21 protein-coding genes and 1 pseudogene are annotated in these 20240 nt (G+C 72.9%); 6 read left to right on the forward strand and 16 right to left on the reverse strand.

Annotated features, from left to right (window positions below; all coding sequences use genetic code 11):
- The first annotated feature begins 65 nt into the window (after positions 1 to 65).
- Genes ACZ5FU_RS03090 through ACZ5FU_RS03100 form a run of 3 tightly spaced genes read left to right on the forward strand, consistent with a single transcriptional unit; the run spans position 66 to position 3615 of the window.
- A complete protein-coding gene (locus ACZ5FU_RS03090; RefSeq protein ID WP_451525357.1) occupies positions 66 to 590 on the forward strand; it encodes a PadR family transcriptional regulator in 525 nt (174 codons plus the stop codon).
- Entirely contained in the window at positions 587 to 1276 is a 690-nt protein-coding gene (locus tag ACZ5FU_RS03095; RefSeq protein WP_451525356.1) for an ABC transporter ATP-binding protein, read from the forward strand. The genes ACZ5FU_RS03090 and ACZ5FU_RS03095 overlap by 4 nt, the downstream gene beginning before the upstream one ends.
- Positions 1273 to 3615 carry an ABC transporter permease gene (locus ACZ5FU_RS03100; protein ID WP_469044315.1) on the forward strand — a complete coding sequence of 781 codons (2343 nt, stop codon included), beginning with the start codon at positions 1273 to 1275 and terminating at the stop codon, positions 3613 to 3615. Before ACZ5FU_RS03095 ends, ACZ5FU_RS03100 begins: the two co-directional genes overlap by 4 nt.
- Positions 3616 to 3772: 157 nt before the next feature.
- Here the strand turns inward: ACZ5FU_RS03100 and ACZ5FU_RS03105 are convergent, their stop codons facing one another.
- The 3 genes from ACZ5FU_RS03105 to ACZ5FU_RS03115 all read right to left on the reverse strand — a co-directional run bounded on the left by ACZ5FU_RS03105 (position 3773) and on the right by ACZ5FU_RS03115 (position 5626).
- Complete coding sequence (locus ACZ5FU_RS03105) at positions 3773 to 4201, reverse strand: hypothetical protein (RefSeq protein ID WP_451525354.1); 429 nt, start codon at positions 4199 to 4201, stop codon at positions 3773 to 3775.
- 4 nt (positions 4202 to 4205) lie between these two features.
- Complete coding sequence (locus ACZ5FU_RS03110; protein WP_451525353.1) at positions 4206 to 4601, reverse strand: roadblock/LC7 domain-containing protein; 396 nt, start codon at positions 4599 to 4601, stop codon at positions 4206 to 4208.
- A gap of 125 nt (positions 4602 to 4726) precedes the next feature.
- Entirely contained in the window at positions 4727 to 5626 is a 900-nt protein-coding gene (locus tag ACZ5FU_RS03115; RefSeq protein WP_451775286.1) for a MarR family transcriptional regulator, read from the reverse strand.
- 699 nt (positions 5627 to 6325) lie between these two features.
- Here ACZ5FU_RS03115 and ACZ5FU_RS03120 point away from each other — a divergent pair.
- Positions 6326 to 6528, forward strand: a pseudogene (locus ACZ5FU_RS03120) (alkyl hydroperoxide reductase); the annotation flags it as partial.
- A 25-nt stretch (positions 6529 to 6553) separates the two neighbouring features.
- Here ACZ5FU_RS03120 and ACZ5FU_RS03125 read toward each other — a convergent pair.
- The 5 genes from ACZ5FU_RS03125 to ACZ5FU_RS03145 form a co-directional block, all read right to left on the reverse strand.
- Positions 6554 to 7951, reverse strand: coding sequence for an AI-2E family transporter (locus ACZ5FU_RS03125; protein ID WP_451525351.1), 1398 nt, complete (start codon positions 7949 to 7951; stop codon positions 6554 to 6556).
- A 135-nt stretch (positions 7952 to 8086) separates the two neighbouring features.
- A complete protein-coding gene (locus ACZ5FU_RS03130) occupies positions 8087 to 8785 on the reverse strand; it encodes an aggregation-promoting factor C-terminal-like domain-containing protein (protein ID WP_451525350.1) in 699 nt (232 codons plus the stop codon).
- Positions 8786 to 9223: 438 nt separating this feature from the next.
- The gene (locus ACZ5FU_RS03135) at positions 9224 to 10549 is read right to left on the reverse strand and encodes a PhoH family protein (protein ID WP_451525349.1); all 1326 of its coding nucleotides are present in this window, start codon (positions 10547 to 10549) and stop codon (positions 9224 to 9226) included.
- Between the two features lie 407 nt (positions 10550 to 10956).
- Positions 10957 to 11730, reverse strand: a complete 774-nt coding sequence (locus ACZ5FU_RS03140) for an isoprenyl transferase (protein ID WP_451525348.1) — start codon at positions 11728 to 11730, stop codon at positions 10957 to 10959.
- A gap of 1012 nt (positions 11731 to 12742) precedes the next feature.
- Positions 12743 to 13618, reverse strand: a complete 876-nt coding sequence (locus ACZ5FU_RS03145) for an LLM class flavin-dependent oxidoreductase (protein WP_469044317.1) — start codon at positions 13616 to 13618, stop codon at positions 12743 to 12745.
- A gap of 329 nt (positions 13619 to 13947) precedes the next feature.
- On the opposite strand from ACZ5FU_RS03145, the gene ACZ5FU_RS03150 reads away from it, so the two are divergent.
- Positions 13948 to 14352 carry a DUF192 domain-containing protein gene (locus ACZ5FU_RS03150; protein ID WP_451525346.1) on the forward strand — a complete coding sequence of 135 codons (405 nt, stop codon included), beginning with the start codon at positions 13948 to 13950 and terminating at the stop codon, positions 14350 to 14352.
- 189 nt (positions 14353 to 14541) lie between these two features.
- On the opposite strand, the gene ACZ5FU_RS03155 is transcribed toward ACZ5FU_RS03150, so the two are convergent.
- Both ACZ5FU_RS03155 and ACZ5FU_RS03160 read right to left on the reverse strand, forming a co-directional pair.
- A complete protein-coding gene (locus tag ACZ5FU_RS03155) occupies positions 14542 to 14745 on the reverse strand; it encodes a hypothetical protein (RefSeq protein ID WP_469044319.1) in 204 nt (67 codons plus the stop codon).
- A 211-nt stretch (positions 14746 to 14956) separates the two neighbouring features.
- The gene (locus ACZ5FU_RS03160; RefSeq protein WP_468833505.1) at positions 14957 to 15205 is read right to left on the reverse strand and encodes a hypothetical protein; all 249 of its coding nucleotides are present in this window, start codon (positions 15203 to 15205) and stop codon (positions 14957 to 14959) included.
- Positions 15206 to 15366: 161 nt separating this feature from the next.
- Here ACZ5FU_RS03160 and ACZ5FU_RS03165 point away from each other — a divergent pair, with 161 nt between their 5' ends.
- Positions 15367 to 15645: a GntR family transcriptional regulator gene (locus ACZ5FU_RS03165; protein WP_468833507.1), complete on the forward strand. Its 279-nt coding sequence runs from the start codon at positions 15367 to 15369 to the stop codon at positions 15643 to 15645.
- A 38-nt stretch (positions 15646 to 15683) separates the two neighbouring features.
- Here the strand turns inward: ACZ5FU_RS03165 and ACZ5FU_RS03170 are convergent, their stop codons facing one another.
- The 6 genes from ACZ5FU_RS03170 to ACZ5FU_RS03195 form a co-directional block, all read right to left on the reverse strand.
- Entirely contained in the window at positions 15684 to 16310 is a 627-nt protein-coding gene (locus tag ACZ5FU_RS03170; RefSeq protein ID WP_468833510.1) for an OmpA family protein, read from the reverse strand.
- A 7-nt stretch (positions 16311 to 16317) separates the two neighbouring features.
- Positions 16318 to 16902 (reverse strand): hypothetical protein, encoded by a 585-nt coding sequence (locus ACZ5FU_RS03175; RefSeq protein ID WP_451775278.1) that lies wholly within the window; start codon positions 16900 to 16902, stop codon positions 16318 to 16320.
- Positions 16903 to 16936: 34 nt separating this feature from the next.
- Positions 16937 to 17536, reverse strand: coding sequence for a pilus assembly protein TadG-related protein (locus ACZ5FU_RS03180; RefSeq protein ID WP_468833846.1), 600 nt, complete (start codon positions 17534 to 17536; stop codon positions 16937 to 16939).
- Positions 17533 to 17763: a Flp family type IVb pilin gene (locus ACZ5FU_RS03185; RefSeq protein WP_451775277.1), complete on the reverse strand. Its 231-nt coding sequence runs from the start codon at positions 17761 to 17763 to the stop codon at positions 17533 to 17535. The genes ACZ5FU_RS03180 and ACZ5FU_RS03185 overlap by 4 nt, the downstream gene beginning before the upstream one ends.
- Positions 17764 to 17877: 114 nt before the next feature.
- The gene (locus ACZ5FU_RS03190; RefSeq protein ID WP_451525340.1) at positions 17878 to 18660 is read right to left on the reverse strand and encodes a response regulator; all 783 of its coding nucleotides are present in this window, start codon (positions 18658 to 18660) and stop codon (positions 17878 to 17880) included.
- A 50-nt stretch (positions 18661 to 18710) separates the two neighbouring features.
- Complete coding sequence (locus ACZ5FU_RS03195; RefSeq protein WP_469044324.1) at positions 18711 to 20237, reverse strand: sensor histidine kinase; 1527 nt, start codon at positions 20235 to 20237, stop codon at positions 18711 to 18713.
- Positions 20238 to 20240: the final 3 nt, after the last annotated feature.

Raw genomic sequence — 20240 nt, forward strand, 5'->3', positions numbered from 1 at the left:
CTTCGCCCCCACTTCGCCGCCCCACGTATACACACCGCGTATACACCGTGTGTACAGTCCTCCTCATGTCCATCGGTCACACACTCCTGGGACTCCTGGAGTCCGGGCCCCGCCACGGTTACGACCTCAAGCGGGCCTTCGACGAGAAGTTCGGTCACGACCGGCCGCTGCACTACGGCCAGGTCTATTCGACGATGTCCCGGCTGCTGAAGAACGGCCTGGTCGAGGTCGACGGCATCGAGGCCGGCGGCGGCCCGGAGCGCAAGCGGTACGCCATCACCGACGCCGGGATCACCGACGTCGCCCGCTGGCTCGCCACGCCCGAGAAGCCGGAGCCGTACCTCCAGTCGACGCTCTACACCAAGGTCGTCCTCGCGCTGCTCACGCACCGCGACGCGGCCGACATCCTGGACACGCAGCGCTCCGAGCACCTGCGCAGCATGCGCGTCCTGACCGACCGCAAGCGCCGGGGCGACCTCGCCGACCAGCTGATCTGCGACCACGCCCTGTTCCACCTGGAGGCCGACCTGCGCTGGCTCGAACTGACCGCCGCGCGGCTCGACCGGCTGCGAGAGGCGGTGACCTCGTGAACGCCCCCGCCGGTTCGCTGCTCGCCGCGCAGGACCTCCGCAAGGCCTACGGGCCGACGCTCGCGCTGGACGGCGCCGAGTTCTCCATCCACCCCGGCGAGGTCGTCGCCGTCATGGGCCCCTCCGGGTCCGGCAAGTCCACGCTGCTGCACTGCCTCGCCGGCATCGTGCAGCCCGACTCCGGCTCGATCACCTACGACGGGCAGGAGCTGGCGACGATGAGCGACGCCCGGCGCAGTGCGCTGCGACGCTCGGAGTTCGGGTTCGTGTTCCAGTTCGGGCAGCTCGTGCCGGAGCTGACCTGCGTGGAGAACGTGGCGCTGCCGCTGCGGCTGAACGGCGCCCCGCGCAAGCAGGCCGAGCGGACCGCTCTGGGGTGGATGGAGCGGCTGGAGGTCGACGACCTGCGCGGCAAGCGGCCCGGCGAGGTGTCCGGCGGGCAGGGGCAGCGGGTGGCCGTGGCGCGGTCGCTGGTGACCGGCCCGCGGGTGATCTTCGCCGACGAGCCGACCGGCGCGCTGGACTCGCTCAACGGCGAGCGCGTGATGGAGCTGCTCACCGAGGCGGCCCGGTCCGCCAACGCGGCCGTGGTGCTGGTCACGCACGAGGCGCGGGTGGCGGCGTACTCCGACCGCGAGATCGTCGTACGGGACGGGAAGTCGCGGGACATGGAGCGGATCGTATGAGCCTGCGCCAGTGGGGCCGCGACCTGGCCCTGGGGACCCGGTTCGCCTTCGCGGGCGGACGGGAGGGGTGGATCCGGGCGGTGCTGACGGCGGTGGGCGTCGGCCTCGGCGTCGCCGTCCTGCTGCTGACGACGGCGGTGCCGAACGCCCTCGCGGCGCGCCACGACCGTGAGGACGCCCGGCTCGACTGGCCGTTCGGGTCGAGCCGGCCGGCCAGGGCCGACGACACCCTGCTGATCGCCGACTCCGACACGACGTTCCGCGACAAGGACGTACGCGGCCGGCTGGTGGAACCGGAAGGGGCGCGGGCCCCCCTGCCGCCCGGTGTGAACCGGTTCCCGGCCCAGGGCGACATGGTGGTCTCGCCCGCGCTGAGGGAGCTGCTCGCCTCCGACGGCTCGGCGTTGCTGCGGGAACGGCTGCCGTACCGGATCGTCGGCACGATCGGGGAGGCCGGACTGATCGGCTCCCGGGAACTCGCTTACTACGCGGGCACCTCCGGGCTCGCCGCGCACCTCGACGACGGGGTGGGGGCGATCCGGCTGAAGGAGTTCGGGAACCCGCAGCCGACGGAGGAGGAGACCGACCCGGTGCTGCTCCTGCTCGTCCTCGTCGTCATCGTGGTGCTGCTGATGCCGGTGGCCGTGTTCATCGCCGCGGCCGTGCGGTTCGGCGGCGAGCGGCGCGACCGCAGGCTCGCGGCCCTCCGGCTGATCGGCAGCGACGGGCGGATGACGCGGCGCATCGCGGCGGGCGAGGCGATGGCCGGGTCGCTGCTGGGCCTGGCCCTGGGCGCGGTCTTCTTCCTGATCGGCCGTCAGGCGGCCGGTTCGGTCGAGGTGATGGGCATCAGCGTGTGGCCCAGCTACCTCGACCCCTCCCCCGCGCTGGCCGCCCTGATCCTGCTGGCGGTGCCGACGGCCGCGGTCCTGGTCACCCTCTTCGCGTTGCGCGGTGTGGTGATCGAACCCCTCGGCGTGGTGCGCACGGCCAGGCCCGCACGGCGACGGCTGTGGTGGCGGCTGCTGATGCCGGTGGTCGGCCTCGCGATGCTCTACCCGATGATCGGGCAGGGCCGCGACAACGGCGACTTCAACCAGTACCTGGTGGTCGGCGGTGTGCTGCTGCTGCTCGTCGGCGTCACCGCACTGCTGCCGTGGCTGGTGGAGACGGTCGTCGGCCGACTCGGCGCCGGTGGCGTCGCCTGGCAGCTGGCGGTGCGGAGGCTGCAGTTGAGCAGCGGTACGGCGGCCCGGATGGTCAACGGCATCGCGGTGGCGGTCGCCGGGGCGATCGCGCTGCAGATGCTGTTCGCGGGCGTGGACGACGACTACACCAAGTCCACCGGCCAGGACGTCACCCGGGCGCAGATGCAGGTCGAGCTGCCGAAGGGCGCGCCGATGGCCGGGACCGCCCGGAAGTTCGCCGACACCGAGGGCGTCCGCAAGGTGACGGCCCTGTGGGAGGGCTACCTGGGCGACTCCTCCTGGAACACCGAGGACGGCCCGGACCTGAGCACGGCGCTGACCGTGGGCGACTGCCCGGCTCTGCGCGAGTTGGCGAGGCTCCCCTCGTGCGGGGACGGGGACGTCTTCGTGATCGGCGCCACCGAGGACGCCCCGGGGGAGCCGGAGCTGAACAAGCCCGGTACGAAGCTGTACCTCGAGCAGTCCACGCCGGAAGGCAGCCGGGAGGCCGTCTGGACCGTCCCCGCGGGCGTCGCCACTGTCAAGTCGCTCGGGGGCCTCACCGGGTGGGAGCGGGGCGGCTTCCTGATGACGCCGGGTGCGCTGCCCGAGGCGGCCGAGGGACTGGTCAGCGGGCAGCTGTACCTCTCGTTCGACGAGTCCGTGCCCGACGCGTACGACCACGCCCGCAACACGGCGTTCCACGTGGACCCGATGGCGATCCCGATGAACTGGTACGCCACCGAGGAGGACGACAAGTTCGCCTCCATCCGCACCGGGCTGCTCGTCGGCGCCACCTGTGTGCTGGTGCTGATCGGGGCGAGCCTGCTGGTGTCGCAGCTGGAGCAGTTGCGCGAACGCCGCAAGCTGCTGTCCGCGCTGGTCGCCTTCGGCACCCGGCGCCGCACGCTGGGCATGTCGGTGCTGTGGCAGACGGCGATCCCGGTCGGGCTCGGTCTGCTGCTGGCCTCGGTGGTGGGCGTCACGCTGGGCGGGGTGCTGCTGCGGATGACGGGCACGCCGGTGGGCGTCGACTGGCCGAGCGTGCTGACGATGACCGGCATCGGTGCCGCGGTCGTCCTCGGGGTGACGCTGCTGAGCCTGCCGCCGCTGCTGCGGCTGATGCGGCCGGAGGGCTTGCGCACGGAGTGACGCGCGAGCCGCGACGCGCGCTCAGCGGTACGTACGAGGTGGTACGCACGCGGTGGCGCGCGCCGGGCGGAGCCCGGGTGCGGCGCACGGCACCGGACGGGCCGGGGGCACCTGCCAGGAGGGCGGGGTCCCCGGCCCGTTCAGTGCTGCCGCGCCCTCACAGCCGGTACTCCTTCACCACCCTGCGGACCTGGGCGAACAGCATTCCCACGTTCACGGACTTGCGGCAGACGACCACCGCGACCACGTCCTGCTGCTCCGTCATCCGCACGAACAGGTGGGTGAGGTTGTCGCTGTTGACGAGGATCTCCTGGAAGAAGTGGTTGTCGCCGGAGATGCCGCGGCGCTCCTTGAAGACGTCCTCGATCATCACGACGGTCCGCCCCTGGAAGAGGTCGAGGGTCGCGCCCGCGAGGAGGTCCAGCACCTCCGGCGGATGGTTGTCGACCGTCTCGTACGACAGCAGCATGCCGGTCGCCATGTCGACGACGCCGGAGGCGACGCAGTCGGGGGCGTCCGTGCGGAGCGTTTTGACCAGGCCCATCACCTGGTCGGAGAAACCTGGGGTCATGCGTTTCGTCGCCATCCCTTCAGACTCCCCCGGGCGTCTTCGCGGCCCGGTCGGTGAGGATCAGATCGATGCGGCGCAGGGTGGGCTGCGTCGCCGTGTGCAGCCGGTCCACGTCCATGCCCTCGTCGCCGAGGACGACCATGAGCGCGGTGTCGCCGACCGCGTAGAAGGCGGCACAGCCGTGGCTGCCGTAGGTCACCGTGCGGTGCAGGGCGCCGCGGTCGGTGGCCTCGGCGGTACGGCGGGCCAGGCCCAGGCCGGCCGCGGCGAGGGCGGCGAGGCCCTCGGGGTCGATGGAGTCGGCGGTGTCGGCGGCGATGAGCAGGCCGTCGGCCGCCGCGACCGCGGTGTCGGTGATGCCGCTCACCTGCTCGCGCAGGTCGCGCATCTCCCGCGCGAGGGCTTGGTGGTCCATGTGGGCAACTCCCCTGTGTTCGAAGGACGTGGGGGGGACGGTGGGATGGGGGGACGGCGGGAGGGGGACTGTCGGACGGGCCCGGCGGGCGGGGCGCGGTGCGGGGGACGTCGCCGGGGGGGCGGTCAGTCGCCCGTCGGGCCGCGCAGCCGGAAGAACTCCTTGATGCCGCTGGCGCCGGGCCGGCGGCGGGGCAGAGCGGCGGGCTCCGGCGGCGGGGCGGGCGGCCGCCGGGGCAGGAGCGGGACCGCGGGCGACGGTGACGGTGGAGGCGGGGGCGGCGGCTGGGCCCGGTCGCGGGGGCGTACGGCCTCCCCGCCGGGCGGCAGCCGGACCGGGATCGGGACGGGGGCGCGCGGGCACTCCAGGAACCCCTCGGCGAGCATCCGGGCCACCTCGACGGTCACCGTGTAGACCCCGCGCCCGGCGCGGAAGGCGAGGTCGCGGGCGGTGCGCCGGCCGTCGGCGTGGGTCAGCAGCTCGCGTCGCAGCCCGGTCAGGCGGACGGCGGCGTACGTCAGGGAGGCGGGTACGGGGCGTTCCCGTTCGGGACGGACCGGGTAGGGCAGCGCGAGCAGGGCGGCCAGTCTGCGGGAGGCGCCCTGGAGCAGTCGGGTGGGCGGTTCGCCGACGGCGACCGCGCCGGGCGGCGGGCCTTCGCCCGGGACGCGTTCGCAGCCGTCCACCTCGCCCGCGACGAGCGCGAACGCGGCGTCCTGGAGGGCCATCAGGCAGACGACCCTGAGCTGGGCGACTCCCGTGTAGCCGTGCGCGACGAGCCCGGCGGCGGGCCAGCGCGCCCCGTCGGAGGCGCGCACCAGACCGGCCCACTCCTCGCCGCCGATCCGCCCGGAGCGCAGCAGCAGGGCGTCCGGTCCGGGCGCGCCCGGCGACTCGACGGCGACGACGAGCCCGTCGCGCAGGTGGACGGTGCCGCCGGGGGAGCCGGACACGCGCAGTTCCCCGGTGAAGCCGTCGCGCCCGCACGCGGCCAGGTCGCGCGCCAGCAGTTCGTAGCCCGACATCACTCCCCTTGGTCTGTCGCACACACGCCTGACGCGTAGCGCTCAGGGGGGAAGGTGTATCAGCCGGAACGGGTGTTCCCGTGGCGGGTTTCCGACCTGCCCTCAGTTGTCGGAAGTTGCTCCGTCGCGGTCCTCGATTCGCCGTGTTCCGTGCTCGTCCGACCGGATGGGGGGCGTCACGCGTCCGCCCCGGGCACGCGGACCGGCGGCGGCGCCGGCGCCGGCCGCGGGGGGTCCGCCGGCGCGGTGCGCTCGGCGCCGCGGGCCGCACCGGAGCACAGGACGAGGGCGATCCGGCGGGTGGGGCGGGGCCGGCGAAGCGGCCGTTGAGCGGCTGCGTGCCGCGGCCGGTCTCGACGGTGACGGCGATACGCGGCGGGGTGCGGCCCGGGCCGCCGGCGACGAGCCGGCCGAGGGCACGGAGACCGGCGGCCGTGGTGGTCTCCGGGGCGTCCGCGCGGCCGGCCTCCCGGCAGATGTCCAGGGCCCGGTCGCGCAGGCGGTGCCCCTCGTCGAGGAGCAGCGGGTTCCGTTCCCCGAGGGCCTCGCGCGGGATGCCCTCGCGTCCGGCCGGCCGGTGGCCGAGCGGGGTGACGAACGCGAAGCCCTGGTCGAAGAGGGGGACTTCGGTGACGCCGAGCGGGCCGAGGGGGACGGCGAACAGGCCGAGGGGACGCCGGGCAGCGGCAGGATCGGCAACCCGGGTTCGGCGAGGCCGACTTCGGGCTGTGGTCGTTCGCGGTGTCCGCGGTCGACGGCTGCGGGATGTGCCCGGCTCGCACGGTCAGGTGCGGTGCGAGGCGGGCGTCGAGCGCGGGGCGGTCCGGGAGTCGTTCAGGATCGCCTCGGTGATCCGGGCGGTCGGCGTCATCCTCGGCACGGAGGCCGTCCTCGCCGGGTGACGACGGGCCGGGCCCCGGGCCCCGTTCACCCCTCGGGGTGGGCGGGGCCCGGGCGTTCCTCGCTCGCGCCGTCCCGCCGGGGTCCGCCGGGGTCCGCCGCCGGTCCCCCGCCGCCGGCCTCGTCCGCGAGGGCCGGCCGGACCGGCGCCATGTCGACCGCGGTGGCGCCCCTGGGCTGTGGAGACGTCCGCAGGGCCGGTTCGCGCGAGTAGGCGTGCAGGTAGCCCACCACCGTGTTCGTCACCGCCACCAGCGGTACGGCGACCACCGCGCCGCCGATGCCGGCGATCATGCCGCCGGAGGCGACCGCGAGGACCACCGCGAGCGGGTGCACGCGCACGGCGCGGCCCAGGATGAACGGCTGGAGGATGTGGCCCTCGATCTGCTGCACGGCCAGGACGACCGCCAGCGTCATCACCGCGGTGAACACGCCCTGCGTGACCAGGGCGACGACGACGGCGAGCGCCCCGGAGGCGACCGCGCCGACCAGCGGGATGAAGGAGAACAGGAAGATGAAGACGGCCAGCGGCACGGCCATGGGCACGTCGAGGAAGTAGATGCCGAGGCCGATGAAGATGGCGTCGATCAGCGCCACCACCACCGTGCCGCGCACGTACGCCGTGAGCGTCGCCCAGGCCCGCGGACCGGCGCCCGCGACACCCGGCCGGGCGGCGGCGGGGACCAGCTTGAGGGTCCACTGCCAGATGCGCTTGCCGTCGTAGAGCAGGAACAGCGTCGAGAAGAACGCCAGCAGGATGCCGGTCAGGGCCTCCACGACGACGGTGACGCCCTCCAGGCCCGCGGAGGTGATCTCGTCGGTGTTGGCGCCGACCGCCTCGCGCAGGTTCTTGGCGATGCCGTTGATCTGCTTGTCGGTGACGTGGAAGGGGCTGTTGAGGAGCCAGCGGCGGAGGTCGTCGATGCCGTCCTGGACCTGGTCGGAGAGGTTGTCGATGTTCTCCATGACCTGCCAGGTCACGAACCAGCCCATCAGGCCGATGAAGACGAACCCGAGGATCGCCGTCAGCGCGGTCGCGGGCCCGCGGGGGACGCCCAGCCGCTTCAGCCGGGCCACGGTGGGCTCGAGGAGCGCGGTCAGCAGCAGGGACACCACGAAGGCCAGCACGACCAGTTGGACGGCGGTGATGATCTTCATCAGGACCCAGACGGTCCCGGCGAGGACCAGCAGCCGCCAGCCCGCCTCGGCGGCGACCCGGACGCCCCACGGCACCACCTGTGCCGGGTCGGGGCGCGATGCGGGCGGCGGCAGTTCCCCGACGGGCGCCACCGGTGTGTCGGGCACCACCGGATCGGGTCCGGCGCCGCTCTCTCGGTCGGCCTCGGCCCGACGTTCGTCGAGCCGCTCACCCATCTCGGTCAGACCGGCGCCGAGCCGGCCGAGCCATCCTGGCACTCTCGACATGATCCGCCTTCTTCCCCCGTCTCTCCCCACCACTCACCCCTGGAGTCGTCGGCATCGACCGTACAGGGCGACAGCCCCTCCCCCTAGGACGGGGAGGGGCTGTGCGGGGTTGAGCGGGTGTCGCGGGCGTCCGGCCTAGTACCAGTGGTTGTTCTGCCAGAACGCCCAGGCGTCGCACGGACTGCCGTAGCGGTCGTTCATGTAGTTCAGGCCCCACTTGATCTGGGTGGCCGGGTTGGTCTGCCAGTCGGCGCCCGCGGACGCGTACTTGCCGGCGGGCAGCGCCTGGAAGAGACCGTAGGCGCCGGAGGAGGCGTTGACGGCGCGGTAGTTCCAGCTGGACTCGTGGTTCACGATGTTGCTGAAGCACTGGTACTGACCGCCGGGCACCATCTGCTGCGCCATCGCCTGGATCTGGGCGATCGAGTAGGAGCTCTGGACGGGGAAGTCGGCGGAGCTGCGGCTCGCGGCGGCCTTGACCTGGGCGCGTTCCTTGGCGTCCTCGGCCGCCTTCTCGGCCGCCTTCTCCGCGGCCTCCTTCTTCGCGATCGCGGTCTTGGCGGCGGCCTTGCGGGCCGCTTCCTCAGCGTCCTTCTTGGCGCTCTCGTCCGCTGCGATGGCCTGGACACTGGCCTGCTGCGTCAGGGAAGCGGTCTGCACCTGGGCCTGCTGGCCCACGGGGATGTCGGCGAGGAGCGTGGTCGCGTCGCTCGCCGTCGCCTCGGCGTCGTTGGGCTGCGCGATGCTGCCCGAGGCAACACCGACGACGCTTCCGACGGCGGTGACCGCGGTGGCCGAGGCCACTGCGAATCCCCGGACCGAGATCCGGCTCACACGGTTTCCTTCCAGCGTCGCCCGCTTCGGTGACCCTGGCGGACGCGATCGTGCCCCTGAACACTGGCCTCCCAACTGCGGGGTCACGGGAGGCACGGGCCCGGTGGGCGACTCCCTGTCCGGGAGCGCCGCGTGGTGCTCGGGCGGCATACGACGAAGCTATGGAGTTGACGTGGTGCCGCACCCCCCTCGCTGCCTGAACGGCGCGGGAGGTGCTCAGGGATACACATGTGTCGTATGCGGGGCCTGACAGGATGGAGACTCTGCCGCAACCCGACGCCGGGTGGCAATTCCGAGTTGCGTGTGAAAGCTCACACCCCGTTTCGCCCTGGGTATTTCATCGTTCGCCCACACGCGAAGGCGCCGCCCGACTAGGCTCACAGCCTTTGTCGAGCGGCGCCGCACGGCCGGCCGCACCCGCGGAACGGGGCGGTCCGGTCAGATGTGACCGTCCTCCAGCATTTCGGTCACAAGGGCCGCGATCTGGGACCTCTCGGACCGGTTCAGGGTGACGTGCGCGAAGAGCGGATGCCCCTTCAGTTTCTCCACGACGGCGACGACCCCGTCGTAGCGGCCGACCCGGAGGTTGTCCCGCTGCGCCACGTCGTGGGTCAGGACGACCCGCGAATTGGCGCCGATCCGGGACAGAACGGTCAGCAGGACGTTGCGCTCCAGCGACTGGGCCTCGTCCACGATCACGAACGCGTCGTGCAGCGAGCGGCCGCGGATGTGGGTGAGAGGCAGGACCTCGAGCATGCCGCGGGCGGTGACCTCCTCGATGACCTCGCGGCTGGTGACCGCGGACAGCGTGTCGAAGACCGCCTGCGCCCAGGGGCTCATCTTCTCGGCCTCGGAGCCGGGCAGGTAGCCCAGTTCCTGCCCGCCCACGGCGTACAGCGGACGGAAGACCATCACCTTCTGGTGCTGGCGGCGTTCCAGGACCGCCTCCAGGCCCGCGCACAGCGCGAGCGCCGACTTGCCGGTGCCGGCGCGGCCGCCCATCGACACGATCCCGACGTCCGGGTCGAGCAGCAGGTCGAGCGCGATGCGCTGTTCGGCGCTGCGGCCCTTGATGCCGAACGCCTCGCGGTCGCCGCGCACCAGCCGCACGCTGCCGTCGGCCGTGACCCGGCCGAGCGCCCTGCCGCGCTCGGACTGGATGGTCAGGCCGGTGTGCACGGGCAGTTCGGAGGCTTCCGGGACGTACACCCGGCCTTCCTCGAAGAGGATGTCCACCTGCTCGGCGGGGAGCGTCAGTTCGGACATCCCGGTCCAGCCGGAGGAGTCGGTGATGGCCAGTTCGGCCCGGTACTCCTCGGCGAGCAGCCCGACGGAGGACGCCTTGATCCTCAGCGGGAGGTCCTTCGACACGACGGTGACGTCGAACCCCTCGGCCTGGAGGTTGCGGGCGACCGCGAGGATGCGCGAGTCGTTGTCCCCCAGGCGGTAGCCGGTGGGCAGCACACTGGGGTCCGAGTGGTTCAGCTCGACACGGAGGGTGCCGCCCAGCTCCCCGATCGGAATGGGGGCGTCGAGACGGCCGTGCTTCACCCGGTAGTCGTCGAGCAGGCGCAGGGCCTGCCGGGCGAAGTAGCCGAGTTCGGGATGGTGCCGCTTGGCCTCCAGCTCGGTGACCACGACGACGGGGAGCACGACCTCATGCTCGTCGAAGCGGTTCATGGCGTGCGGGTCGGCCAGCAGGACGCTGGTGTCGAGAACGTAGGTGCGCCGGTCTGGCTTGTGGCGCTTTGTGCTGGTCACCACGGAAGGACGTACCCCCTCGGATGAGGTCGGGGAGCGACGGAGTGGAGCTGGACCGGTTCTCGGCCGCCTGCACGGGCCGGGGACCGGCCCTCCGCTGCGTCCGTGCGGACCGCACGATCGGGCTGGTGCAAAGGGCCTCCCGGGCGGACGGCCCCGTGCCGTCCGCTGAGATCCGACACCCGTGGTTCGGGCGTCGACCTGGTTGGTTTATGCCCTCGAACACGCGCCGCCATGCCACGTCACCCGACGGCGCACTGGTGAACTCCTCGTTACTTCCGCCCCGGACGGGGTCCGCGAGGGGACTTCACGGGTGAAGGGGGGAGACGCGGCCAGGGCCGTGCGCGGGGCCGGCCGGCCGTGCCGTCGTCGTGCGCGCGGCCGGAAACGGCCGTCGCGCGGTGGTGCCGTCAGCCGCCGAAGCGCCGGTGCCGGACCTCGTAGTCGCGCAGGGCGCGCAGGAAGTCGACCTTGCGGAAGGCGGGCCAGAACACGTCGCAGAAGTAGTACTCCGAGTGGGCGGTCTGCCACAGCATGAAACCGGACAGCCGCTGTTCGCCGCTGGTGCGGATCACGAGGTCGGGGTCGGGCTGGGCGCCGGTGTAGAGGTGGCGGCCGATCATGTCGATGTCGACGGACTCGGCGAGGTCCTCCATCGAGACGCCCTTGTCCTGCGCGTCGAGGATCATCGAGCGGACCGCGTCGGCGATCTCCTGGCGGCCGCCGTAGCCGATGGCGACGTTGACGAGTATCCCGTCGACGTCGGCGGTGGCCTCCTCGGCCTCCTTCAGCGTGTGCTGCATGCCGACCGGCAGGAGGTCGGGCGTGCCGACGTGGTGCACGCGCCAGCGGCCGTCGGCGGCGAGGGTGCGGACGACGTCCTCGATGATGCCGAGAAGGGGGACCAGCTCCTCCTCGGCGCGGTCGAAGTTGTCGGTGGACAGCAGCCAGAGGGTGACGACGCCGACGTCCGTCTCGGAGCACCAGCCGAGGAACTCCTCGATCTTGTCGGCGCCCGCCCGGTGGCCGTGCACGGTGGTGGAGCCCGCGGCCTTCGCCCAGCGCCGGTTGCCGTCCATGATCACGCCGATGTGCTTGGGCACCTGAGCGTGGTCCAGGTGGCCTTCCACCCGGCGTGCGTACAGCCTGACCAGCAGGCCGCGCAGCTTGTCGCGCAGGTTCACGTGAATGTCAGCCCCTCCGTGCGGTGGCGGTCCCCGCGGGCGGCAGCCTACCCCCACGGGAGCCGGGACGAGCAGGCGGGGCGCGGGCGGGGTGTGGATGTGTCGGCCGGCGCGACCGGTGCGACGCGGGTTCCGTCCCGGGCGGCACGGGGCGCGAGGGCCTCGCGGACCCCCTCTTCCGCGGGTACGAAAAAACGGGCCGGTCCGTGGGGGGGATACGGACCGGCCCGAGGGGGGGTTTCCACCATAACCCTTCGTGAGGGATGACGCGTGCATCGGCGCGCCACCATTACTCTCCGGAGTCGTCCGGCGACGGGGCGCTGACGAGTCGGGGTGGGATTCGCAGGTGGTTCATGGTCGAAAGGCGGCGGAATCCAGGCGGACCGCCCCGGACACCGGTGAAAGCGGAGGTTTTCGCGCCGATTGGGCCCTGACCGGGCCGCACGGCCGTTTTCCCTCCGACGGGCTAACCCCGGCCGGACGCCCGCTTGACGCGGCACGTCACCGCGCAGCCCCCTCCGCTGCACGGTGACGCCCGCGCAGCTTTGCTGGCGCGAATTGCCTGGCGTCGAATGTACCGGAGGGGGCCTGCGGTCCGGACCAACTCCGATAACGATGTGGAAACCCTGTGGAGATGACGGAGTGATGTGGGGAGATGTGGGGCGGTGTGAGGTGAATGCCCTTTTGGCGAGGGGCCCTTGTCCCGGTGGGGCCTCGGGGACGCCGGGCCCCGGGGAGCCCGGCCGGGGCCCGGCGCGCGAACAGGCCGTGGCTGTCGGGGAGAACGGGAGCCGGGCGGCGGGCCGACGGGTGGACCGGCCGACGGGTGGGCGGACCGACGGGTGGGTGAAGTGCCCCGCGTGCTGCGGGAGTCGACGGCCGCGGGGGCGGTGGCCGTCCCGCACGCCCGACGGCCGGGCGCGCGGCCTGGGTCCGGGACGTCCCACCGGGTCGGCCGGTGGGGGCCGACGAGGTGGCGGGTGCTGTGGGCCGTTCCCCGTGGCCGGTCCGGTCACTTCACCAGGGGCCGTACGTCGTCGCCCACGAACCGGATGAATCCCTCGGGGTCGGGTTCGTCGGCGGTCGGCAGGAGGACGACCGTGTCGGCGCCCGCCTCGGCGTACCGTACGACCCGCTCGGCGACCTCGGCCGCGTCCCCGGCGACGCCCAGGCCGGGCACGTCGGAGAGGCCGGTCGTGGCCAGCTCGCGCCGGAGGCGGGCGTCGGCGCCCTCGCCGGTGGCGGTGAAGAGGTAGACGACGGTCTTGTGCGGGGTGGCGTCCCGGCCGGCCGCCGCCCTGCCCTCCGCCACCAGCCGACGGGCCTCGCGCACGCCGTCCGGGGTGAAGGACTCGTTGAGGACCGTGCCGTCCGCGACCTCGCCGGACAGCCGCAGGGTGCGCGGGCCGATCCCGCCGACCAGCACCTCGGCCCCGCCCGGCGGCGGCCAGTCGAGGGCGACGTCGTCCAGCGTGACGTAGCGTCCCCGGGTCGTGATCCGCTCCCCGTCCAGCAGGCCGCGCAGCGCGAGGGTGTACTCGCGCAGCAGGGTCAGCGGGGAGGCGGGGCGGGCGCCGACCTGGCCCATCCAGTCCTGGACGCCGTGACCGACGCCGAGGCCGACCCGGCCGGGGAACATCCGGTGCAGGGTGGCGGCCTCCATCGCGGTGACGGCGACGTTGCGCAACGGCACCGGCAGCAGGCCCACCCCGATCCGGACCCGCTCGGTCCAGGCGAGCGCGGCCGCGGCGGCCGAGATCCCGGCCTCCCGGAAGCAGTCCTCGAAGACCCACAGCTCGTCGAGCCCGGTGGCGTCCGCGAGACGGGCGATCGTGCGGAGCCGCTCCGGGGGCAGCTGCGGGCGGAAGATGGCGCCGAGTTCGGTCATGACCTCTTCCTATCCGGGTGTTCCGGCCCGGACAACTCCTTTACCCGACAGCCCTTTTCCGGGCCACGGGGCCGGCGGGCTCGGGCTCACCGCCCTCCGGCGCGCTCGTGGTGCAGCAGGACGACGCCGTTGCCGAAGGTGCGGGTCCCGGCCAGACGGAGGTCCGCCGGGGCGGTGCTCCTCGCTGGTCCTCGGGTCCTTCCGCTCACGGTGCCGCGGGAGAGGGGAGAAGCGGGGATACGGTCGCCGCGCGGCGGGCAGGTCATGGGCCTACCGGGCCCACGGAGCGCACGGAGCCCACGGGACGGGTCGGCGGATCGGAGCGGGAAATGGGACGGCGCTTTCGGGACGGGCGGGGACGACTGGTCGTGCCGGGCGGGGGCGGGGCGGCGGTGACGGTCCCGCTCGAGATCGCGGCCTCGTACCGCGCCCGGACGAGGGGTCTGCTGGGGCGGGACGCGGTCGAGGGCGCGCTGTTGCTCTCCCCCGCCGGCGGCGTGCACACCTTCGGCATGCGGATGCCCATCGACGTCGCCTACCTGGACCGCCGCCTGACGGTCCTCTCGGTCCGCACCATGCGCCCGGGCCGCCTCGGCCTGCCCCGGCTGAGGTCACGGCACGTGCTGGAGGCGGGGGCGGGGGTCATGGCGGGGTGGGGGGTGCGGGCGGGGGTGGTGGTCGCGGTGGAGGCCGAGACCGGTGCCGGCCCCTCTTCGCGGAGGGCCGCTCCGTGACGTGACGACGGTCGCCGGGATTCTTCCGGCGGGCAGTGCCTGAGGCGTCGTCGTGGGCTCAGGGCAGTGGTCGACGCCGGCGTGGTGATCGCGCGGGTCGCGCCGGGGCGGTGCGTCGGCCGTCCCGGTCGACGCGGCGGGTGCGGAGCGTCAGGAGGGAGGTGCCAGGTTCGGGCGGGCTGCCGGCGTTCACCGGGGCGCCTCCCCCGTCGGCGCGCGATGGCAGACGCAGCCGCAGCGGCGCACCAGCAGCAGGCCCCCGCCGTGCGGGAGCGGGACGTCCCGCAGGCGGCCGCACCCGCCGTGTACGTCCTCGTATCCGTGCCTGCGCGCCAGGGCGCACTCGGGTGACAGTTCGTGCCGGCCCGCCGCAGGACCGGGGCGCGCGGTCATCGCTCGTCCCCGGTCCGGTCGGACGACCGCGGGGCCGCGAGGACGTCCCGCTGCGGCGGGTAGTGCGCGGCACACGCCTGACACGCGTACACGACGAAGCCCGGCCCCGAGTTCTGGTGCACCACCGCGACCACCACCGGAGTTTCCGTGGTCACCGAGCAGCGCACGCACATCCGCACCGGCGGGCGGGGCCTCCTGTCCTCCGCCGCCATCACGCCGCCCTCTCCGCCGCGAGCACGTACGGGCGGACCGGGGCCGTGCGGGCGCCGTCGAGCAGCACGGGCAGGCCGTAAGGGGAGCGGGCCGCGGGGAGCGGGACGACCACGGGGGCGGGCCGGTTCCGCGGGACGCGGGCCGGGGCCGCCGCGACGGGGCGCGCACCCACCCGGCGCCTGCCGGTGCCGGGCCCGAACACGCCCAGGGTCCAGCGCGGCAGCGCGTGGATGATGCTCACTGTCATCAGCTCCTCGAAAGCTGGTGGCCATGCCCCCGGACGGCGCCAACCGTCGCGGGGGTCTTCTGCTGGCATCGACTGTACGCCAACTTGGTACGTCTTGGCACGTCTTATGACGCACCTACTCGACCTATGCTGCCCTGGGATGGCCTCTTACGCTCCCGGGCATGATAGAGATCGACCGCGACAGCATCACTCCGATGTACGTGCAGCTTGCATCCGCCCTGCGTGAGCGCATCCGACGCGGCGAGATCCCGGTGGGCCGACGCATCCCCTCTCAGCACGAACTCGAGCAGGAGACGGGCGGGGTGGTCAGCCGACGGACCATCAAGTCCGCTGTCGAGGCACTACAGGCCGAGGGGATCGTTCAGGGAGTCCAGGGCAAAGGCGTATTCGTCATCGCCGTGCCCGCGGACACCTCAGCGGAAGACGGCACCACCGGCTGAGGGAGCGGGCAGCCGGTGAACCTGACGCGAACGGCCCGTCAGCCCGCCGTCCTCGGGAACGTGACCTCCACCCTGCGGTTCTTCTTGCGGCCCGCTTCGGAGGAGTTGTCGGCGATGGGGTACTGCTCGCCGTAGCCGCGCACCTCGAAGACGACGCTCGCGTCGTTCAGGTCGCCGGCGAGGGCGGCCTGGACCGCGTTCGCGCGCTGCTTCGACAGGACGTCGCCGTGGGCGGAGGAGCCGAGGTCGTCCGTGAAGCCGAAGACCCGGATCCGCGTGGCGTTCTGCTTCTTGATCTCCGTGGCGATCCCGGAGATGCGGGCCTTGGCGTCGGCGCTCAGCCTGGCGCTGTCCTTGCCGAAGAGGACCTCCGCCTGGAGGGCGAACTTCACGTCCGCGTTGGTGTCCTCGCGGCGCTCGTCCCCGGTCTCGTCCTCGACGACCTGCTTGATGTCGAGGACCTTGGGCTCCGCGAGGGTGGCGCCCTCGGGCAGCTTGAGGTCGGGGTCGTTGGGGTCCACTTCCACGGGGGCGGTCGCGGTGGGTTCGGTGCCCGGCGGGACGCTGGGGTCGTCGGCGCGGGCGGGGGGCGCGGCGACGAGGAACAGGCTGGTCGCGAGCAGGGCCAGGGGCAGTCGGCGGAATGCGAGTCCGGTGGGGGTCATCGAGGGCTCACCCGGAGATCTTGATGACCGCGCTGGGGAACAGCGGCAGCTGGAAGGAGACGTCGGCCGTGCCGGCGGGCGGCGCCGGGAACTGGAGGAACACGTCGATGGTTTCCCCGGCCTTCAGCGTCGAGAAGCCCGTCGTCGTCAGGGGGCGGCCTTCCGTGTCGCGCAGGACGTAGTAGCGCTTCTTGCTCTTGGAGTCGACGAGGGTGGCTCCGCCGAGGGACCTTCCGTTGTTCATGATCTCGGTCTCGTTGCCGCTCAGCGCTGAGGGGATGGTGACCACCGTGCCGCTGTCGTTCTTGAAAGCACCACTGACGGTGACAAAGCCGCCGGAGTCTCTTACTGCGTCGGTGATTTGCAGATTGAGTCCGCTCGGACCCTTCAGTTCGGCCAGGGGTTCTTGGGACTGGCCCTCTTGAGGATCCGGCTGTGACCCGCTGGCCGTGGAGGCGGAGGACGAGTTGTCGGGCTTCTTGTCGTCGTCGCCCCCACCCCCGCCGCACGCCGCCGAGCCGACGGCCAGCCCGGCCACGGCGGCCAACGCGACCATCCCCCTGCGGGCTTTCCCCGTGAACCGCATGCTCATCACTCTGCTTCCTTCTCCACTCGTCGTTCGCACGTCAGTCGGCCAGGTGGACGTCGAAGAGGTCTTCAGGTCCGGGGAGGCCGGCGGGGTCGTCAGGATCCAGCTCCCAGTCGTCCCCGTCCTCACAGGTGAGTTCCGGCAACACGTCGTCTTCGGCGTCCTCGCCCAGCGGATCGAACCCGCACCGCGGTTCGATCACGGCAACGGCGTCGGCGTGCGCCCTCGTCGTGCTCGTGGCCGGAATGACGGAGTCCCCCGCCGTCCCGTTCGCCTGGACGATGACGCTGAACCGCAGCCCGTCCGGGGAGCAGTCGTCCAGAGTGGCATCGTTCTGCGCGGCGAGCTCGTGGGCGCGCCAGCAAGGGTCGGGAAGCGCCACCCCGTCGCCGTCGAAGATGTCCTGCCATTTCGTGGGGTCGAGGATGTCCGCCATCCACTGGTCGGTAAGCCCGTCCCTGGCCTCCTGCGCCGCCGCCAGCGCGGCCGCGTCGGCAGCGGTCTGTGCGCCGTTGCGGTTCACCGCGGCCTGGCCGATCGCGAAGTACGCGAACGCGAGAAAGAGCAGGCCCGCCACCACCGTGAGGTAGATGGGGAAGACCTGCCCTGCGTCGCCGTGTGCGCGAGATCGGATCAGGGCGCCACCTTGGCGATCTGAGTGGTGAGTTTGTCCACGATCGTCTGTCCCAGGTTCGTGTTCGCGATCAGCACCACGATCGCCACCACCACCGCGATGATGCCCAGGTACTCGACCGCCGTCTGGCCCCGGTCGCCGCGGCGACGGGCGGCCGCGACCGTGGTGTTCCTCCAGCCGTTCACCAGGACCTTGGCCGCGACGACGGTCTTCAGCATCAGGTCGCTCATGGCGTTCCCCTCCGTTTGCGGCGTTACCGGCATGAGGAACGTAGAGCGGAACGGAAGTCCCCGCGGAGGGTCCCAGGGCCCAATCGCGGGCCCAATCGGGGGCGTGGCGGTCTGTCACGGGGTCACCGCCGTTCCCAGCCACTTGGCCGCCGCTTCGGAGCGGCTGGTGCTGTGGAGCTTGGCGAAGATGCGGTTGATGTGGTTCTTGACCGTCTTCTCGCTGATGAAGCAGGTGGCGGCGATCTGCTGGTTGGTCAGGCCCGCTGCGATCAGGTCCATGATCTCCGCCTCCCTCGCGCTGAGTCGACACTTTCCGCCCGACTGTCCCACAAGCGGTTGCACATGCGAAAGCCGTTCACGATAAGTCTCGGGAAATAAGCCTTCTGAGAGATCGTCATCATGTGCACTCGCATCGGAGGAGCGGAGATGGGCGAGCACCGCCGTGGCCGCCGTGGGGGTGAGGTGGGCCCGTCCGGCCGCGATGTCCCGGATCGCGGAGAGCAGCTCCGGCACGGTGAACTCGCCGTGCACCAGGTAGCCGCCCGCCCCGCGCCGCAGGGCCTCCCGGACGACCTCCGACTCGCTGCTGTGGGTGAGCATCATGACGGGGGCGATGCGCACCAGGTGGGGCAGCGCCGCGAGGCCGTCCACGTCGGGCATGCGGACGTCCAGCAGGACGAGGTCGGGGCGGTGGCGCAGGGCGGCCTCGTGGGCCTGGCGGCCGTCGGCGGCCTCCGCGACGACCGTGATGTCCTCGTGGCCGGAGAGGAGGGCGCTCAGGCCGGCGCGGACCACGGGGTTGTCGTCGGCCACCACGACGCGTACCGGCGCGGGCGGGGGCGGGGGCGGCGGTGCGAAGGCGTCACCCAGGAGGGTGGCGGGCGGCTGGTCCGGCATCGGGCGGCCTCCTCTCGGGGGGCGGGGTGTCGGGTCGTACGGCGTGCCGTTCATGGTGTCGAAGTCGTGAGTGCCGCGAGCGGAAGTCGCAGGAACACTCCGGTGCCCCGGGAGTGAAGTCCGTCCCCGAAGCGGATGCGGGCGCCGACGGTCGCGGCCCGCTCCGCCATGCCGACGAGTCCGAAGTGCCCGGTGCGGCGCAGTCGTCCGAGGTCGGTGCCGGGCGGCAGGCCGGGCCCGTCGTCGAGGACGCCGACGTCGAGGAGCCCGTCGCGCACGCCTGCCCGCACCTCGACCCGTGTGGGACCGGCGTGCCGGTGGGCGTTCTCCATGGCCTCGGCGGTGACGGCCAGGAGGTGACGGGCCACCGCGGGCGGGACGGGGAGCATGGTGCGGTCGCCCGTGGGGTGGTAGGTGACCGGCAGGCCGGTCCGGTCGGCGAAGGCGCGGGTGTGGAGGGCCAGTTCGCGCAGGACGTCGACGCCCTGGTCCGGGTCCGTCTCGCGGCGCAGGTCGGTGAGGAGTTCACGGGACTCCGCGGCGGCGCGGCGGGCGGCGCGGGCGACCAGCTCCGCCTGCTGCCGGACGCGCTCCGGGTCCATGGCCGCCGCCCCGGCCGAACGGGCCAGGCCGTCCGCCGCGAGGGCCACGCCGTGCAGGGTCTTGGCGACGGAGTCGTGCATCTCGCGTGCCAGCCGGGCCCGTTCGGCCGCCACCGCCTGGGCGACGGCCAGTCTGGCCCTGACCGTGGTCAGGGCCAGGGTCGCGGTGCCGAAGCGGAGCATGAGTCCGCGCAGGGTGGAGCCCACGGCTCCGGTGATGACGCAGAAACCGGGGAGCAGCAGCCGTTCCGCGAGGCTCGCGCCGGACTCCCGTTCCAGGGTGGCGTGGACCAGCAGCAGGATCAGCGACTGGAGCGAGGCGAAGCCCGCGGCGCCCCGCCAGCCGTAGACGATGCCGGCGAGGAGGGGGGTGCAGACGCTGACGTAGGCGAGCGTGGTGTCGGGGCCCGCGGAGATCAGCAGCAGGGTGCCGAAGAGGGTGTCCACGGCGAGCAGGACGGGGTGGCGCAGCAGGAGGGGGCCGAAGCGTTCCCAGTCCCGGAAGAGGACGTAGGAGCCCATGAAGGTGACGACCACGGCCGCGCCGACCAGGCGGGTCCCCAGGCCCGGTGAGGCGTTGAGGAGGGCGGCCGGGGCGGCCAGGGCGATCATCGCGAGCCGGAAGCCGAAGACCTGGCGGCACATCGCCTGGAGCGCGTTGACCTGGAGCGGCAGGGGCGGCTCGGCCTCCCGCCGGCCGGACGGGGACGCGGTCACGGACGTGCCCCCGAAGCCGAATCCGGAGTCGGATTCGGAGTCGGTAGCGGCGGCGGCGGCCGAGGGTTCGGCGGGGTCCGGGACGGCGAGCGCCGAAGGGGCCTGCGCGGCATCCGGCGCGGCCGCCCCCGCCGCTCCGGCGGGGCCCTCCGTCCGGTCCTGGACGGCGGGGAGGGGGCCGGCCGTCGTGGTGGCTTTCCGCGCCCGGGTACGGCGGCGGCGCAGCAGGCCGCCGCGTCGCCCCGGAGTCGCCGTCATGGC

It is taken from the genome of Streptomyces sp. NPDC031554, from assembly GCF_055580685.1.

What these genes read in the sequence shown, in the direction of transcription:
- ACZ5FU_RS03090 (WP_451525357.1), top strand. Translation starts at nt 66, where the DNA reads ATGTCCATCGGTCACACACTCCTGGGACTCCTGGAGTCCGGGCCCCGC.
- ACZ5FU_RS03100 (WP_469044315.1), top strand. Translation starts at nt 1,273, where the DNA reads ATGAGCCTGCGCCAGTGGGGCCGCGACCTGGCCCTGGGGACCCGGTTC.
- ACZ5FU_RS03105 (WP_451525354.1), bottom strand. Translation starts at nt 4,201, where the DNA reads ATGGCGACGAAACGCATGACCCCAGGTTTCTCCGACCAGGTGATGGGC.
- ACZ5FU_RS03110 (WP_451525353.1), bottom strand. Translation starts at nt 4,601, where the DNA reads ATGGACCACCAAGCCCTCGCGCGGGAGATGCGCGACCTGCGCGAGCAG.
- ACZ5FU_RS03115 (WP_451775286.1), bottom strand. Translation starts at nt 5,626, where the DNA reads ATGTCGGGCTACGAACTGCTGGCGCGCGACCTGGCCGCGTGCGGGCGC.
- ACZ5FU_RS03125 (WP_451525351.1), bottom strand. Translation starts at nt 7,951, where the DNA reads ATGTCGAGAGTGCCAGGATGGCTCGGCCGGCTCGGCGCCGGTCTGACC.
- ACZ5FU_RS03145 (WP_469044317.1), bottom strand. Translation starts at nt 13,618, where the DNA reads ATGACCGAACTCGGCGCCATCTTCCGCCCGCAGCTGCCCCCGGAGCGG.
- ACZ5FU_RS03150 (WP_451525346.1), top strand. Translation starts at nt 13,948, where the DNA reads ATGGGACGGCGCTTTCGGGACGGGCGGGGACGACTGGTCGTGCCGGGC.
- ACZ5FU_RS03155 (WP_469044319.1), bottom strand. Translation starts at nt 14,745, where the DNA reads ATGACCGCGCGCCCCGGTCCTGCGGCGGGCCGGCACGAACTGTCACCC.
- ACZ5FU_RS03160 (WP_468833505.1), bottom strand. Translation starts at nt 15,205, where the DNA reads ATGACAGTGAGCATCATCCACGCGCTGCCGCGCTGGACCCTGGGCGTG.
- ACZ5FU_RS03165 (WP_468833507.1), top strand. Translation starts at nt 15,367, where the DNA reads ATGATAGAGATCGACCGCGACAGCATCACTCCGATGTACGTGCAGCTT.
- ACZ5FU_RS03170 (WP_468833510.1), bottom strand. Translation starts at nt 16,310, where the DNA reads ATGACCCCCACCGGACTCGCATTCCGCCGACTGCCCCTGGCCCTGCTC.
- ACZ5FU_RS03175 (WP_451775278.1), bottom strand. Translation starts at nt 16,902, where the DNA reads ATGAGCATGCGGTTCACGGGGAAAGCCCGCAGGGGGATGGTCGCGTTG.
- ACZ5FU_RS03185 (WP_451775277.1), bottom strand. Translation starts at nt 17,763, where the DNA reads ATGAGCGACCTGATGCTGAAGACCGTCGTCGCGGCCAAGGTCCTGGTG.
- ACZ5FU_RS03190 (WP_451525340.1), bottom strand. Translation starts at nt 18,660, where the DNA reads ATGCCGGACCAGCCGCCCGCCACCCTCCTGGGTGACGCCTTCGCACCG.
- ACZ5FU_RS03195 (WP_469044324.1), bottom strand. Translation starts at nt 20,237, where the DNA reads ATGACGGCGACTCCGGGGCGACGCGGCGGCCTGCTGCGCCGCCGCCGT.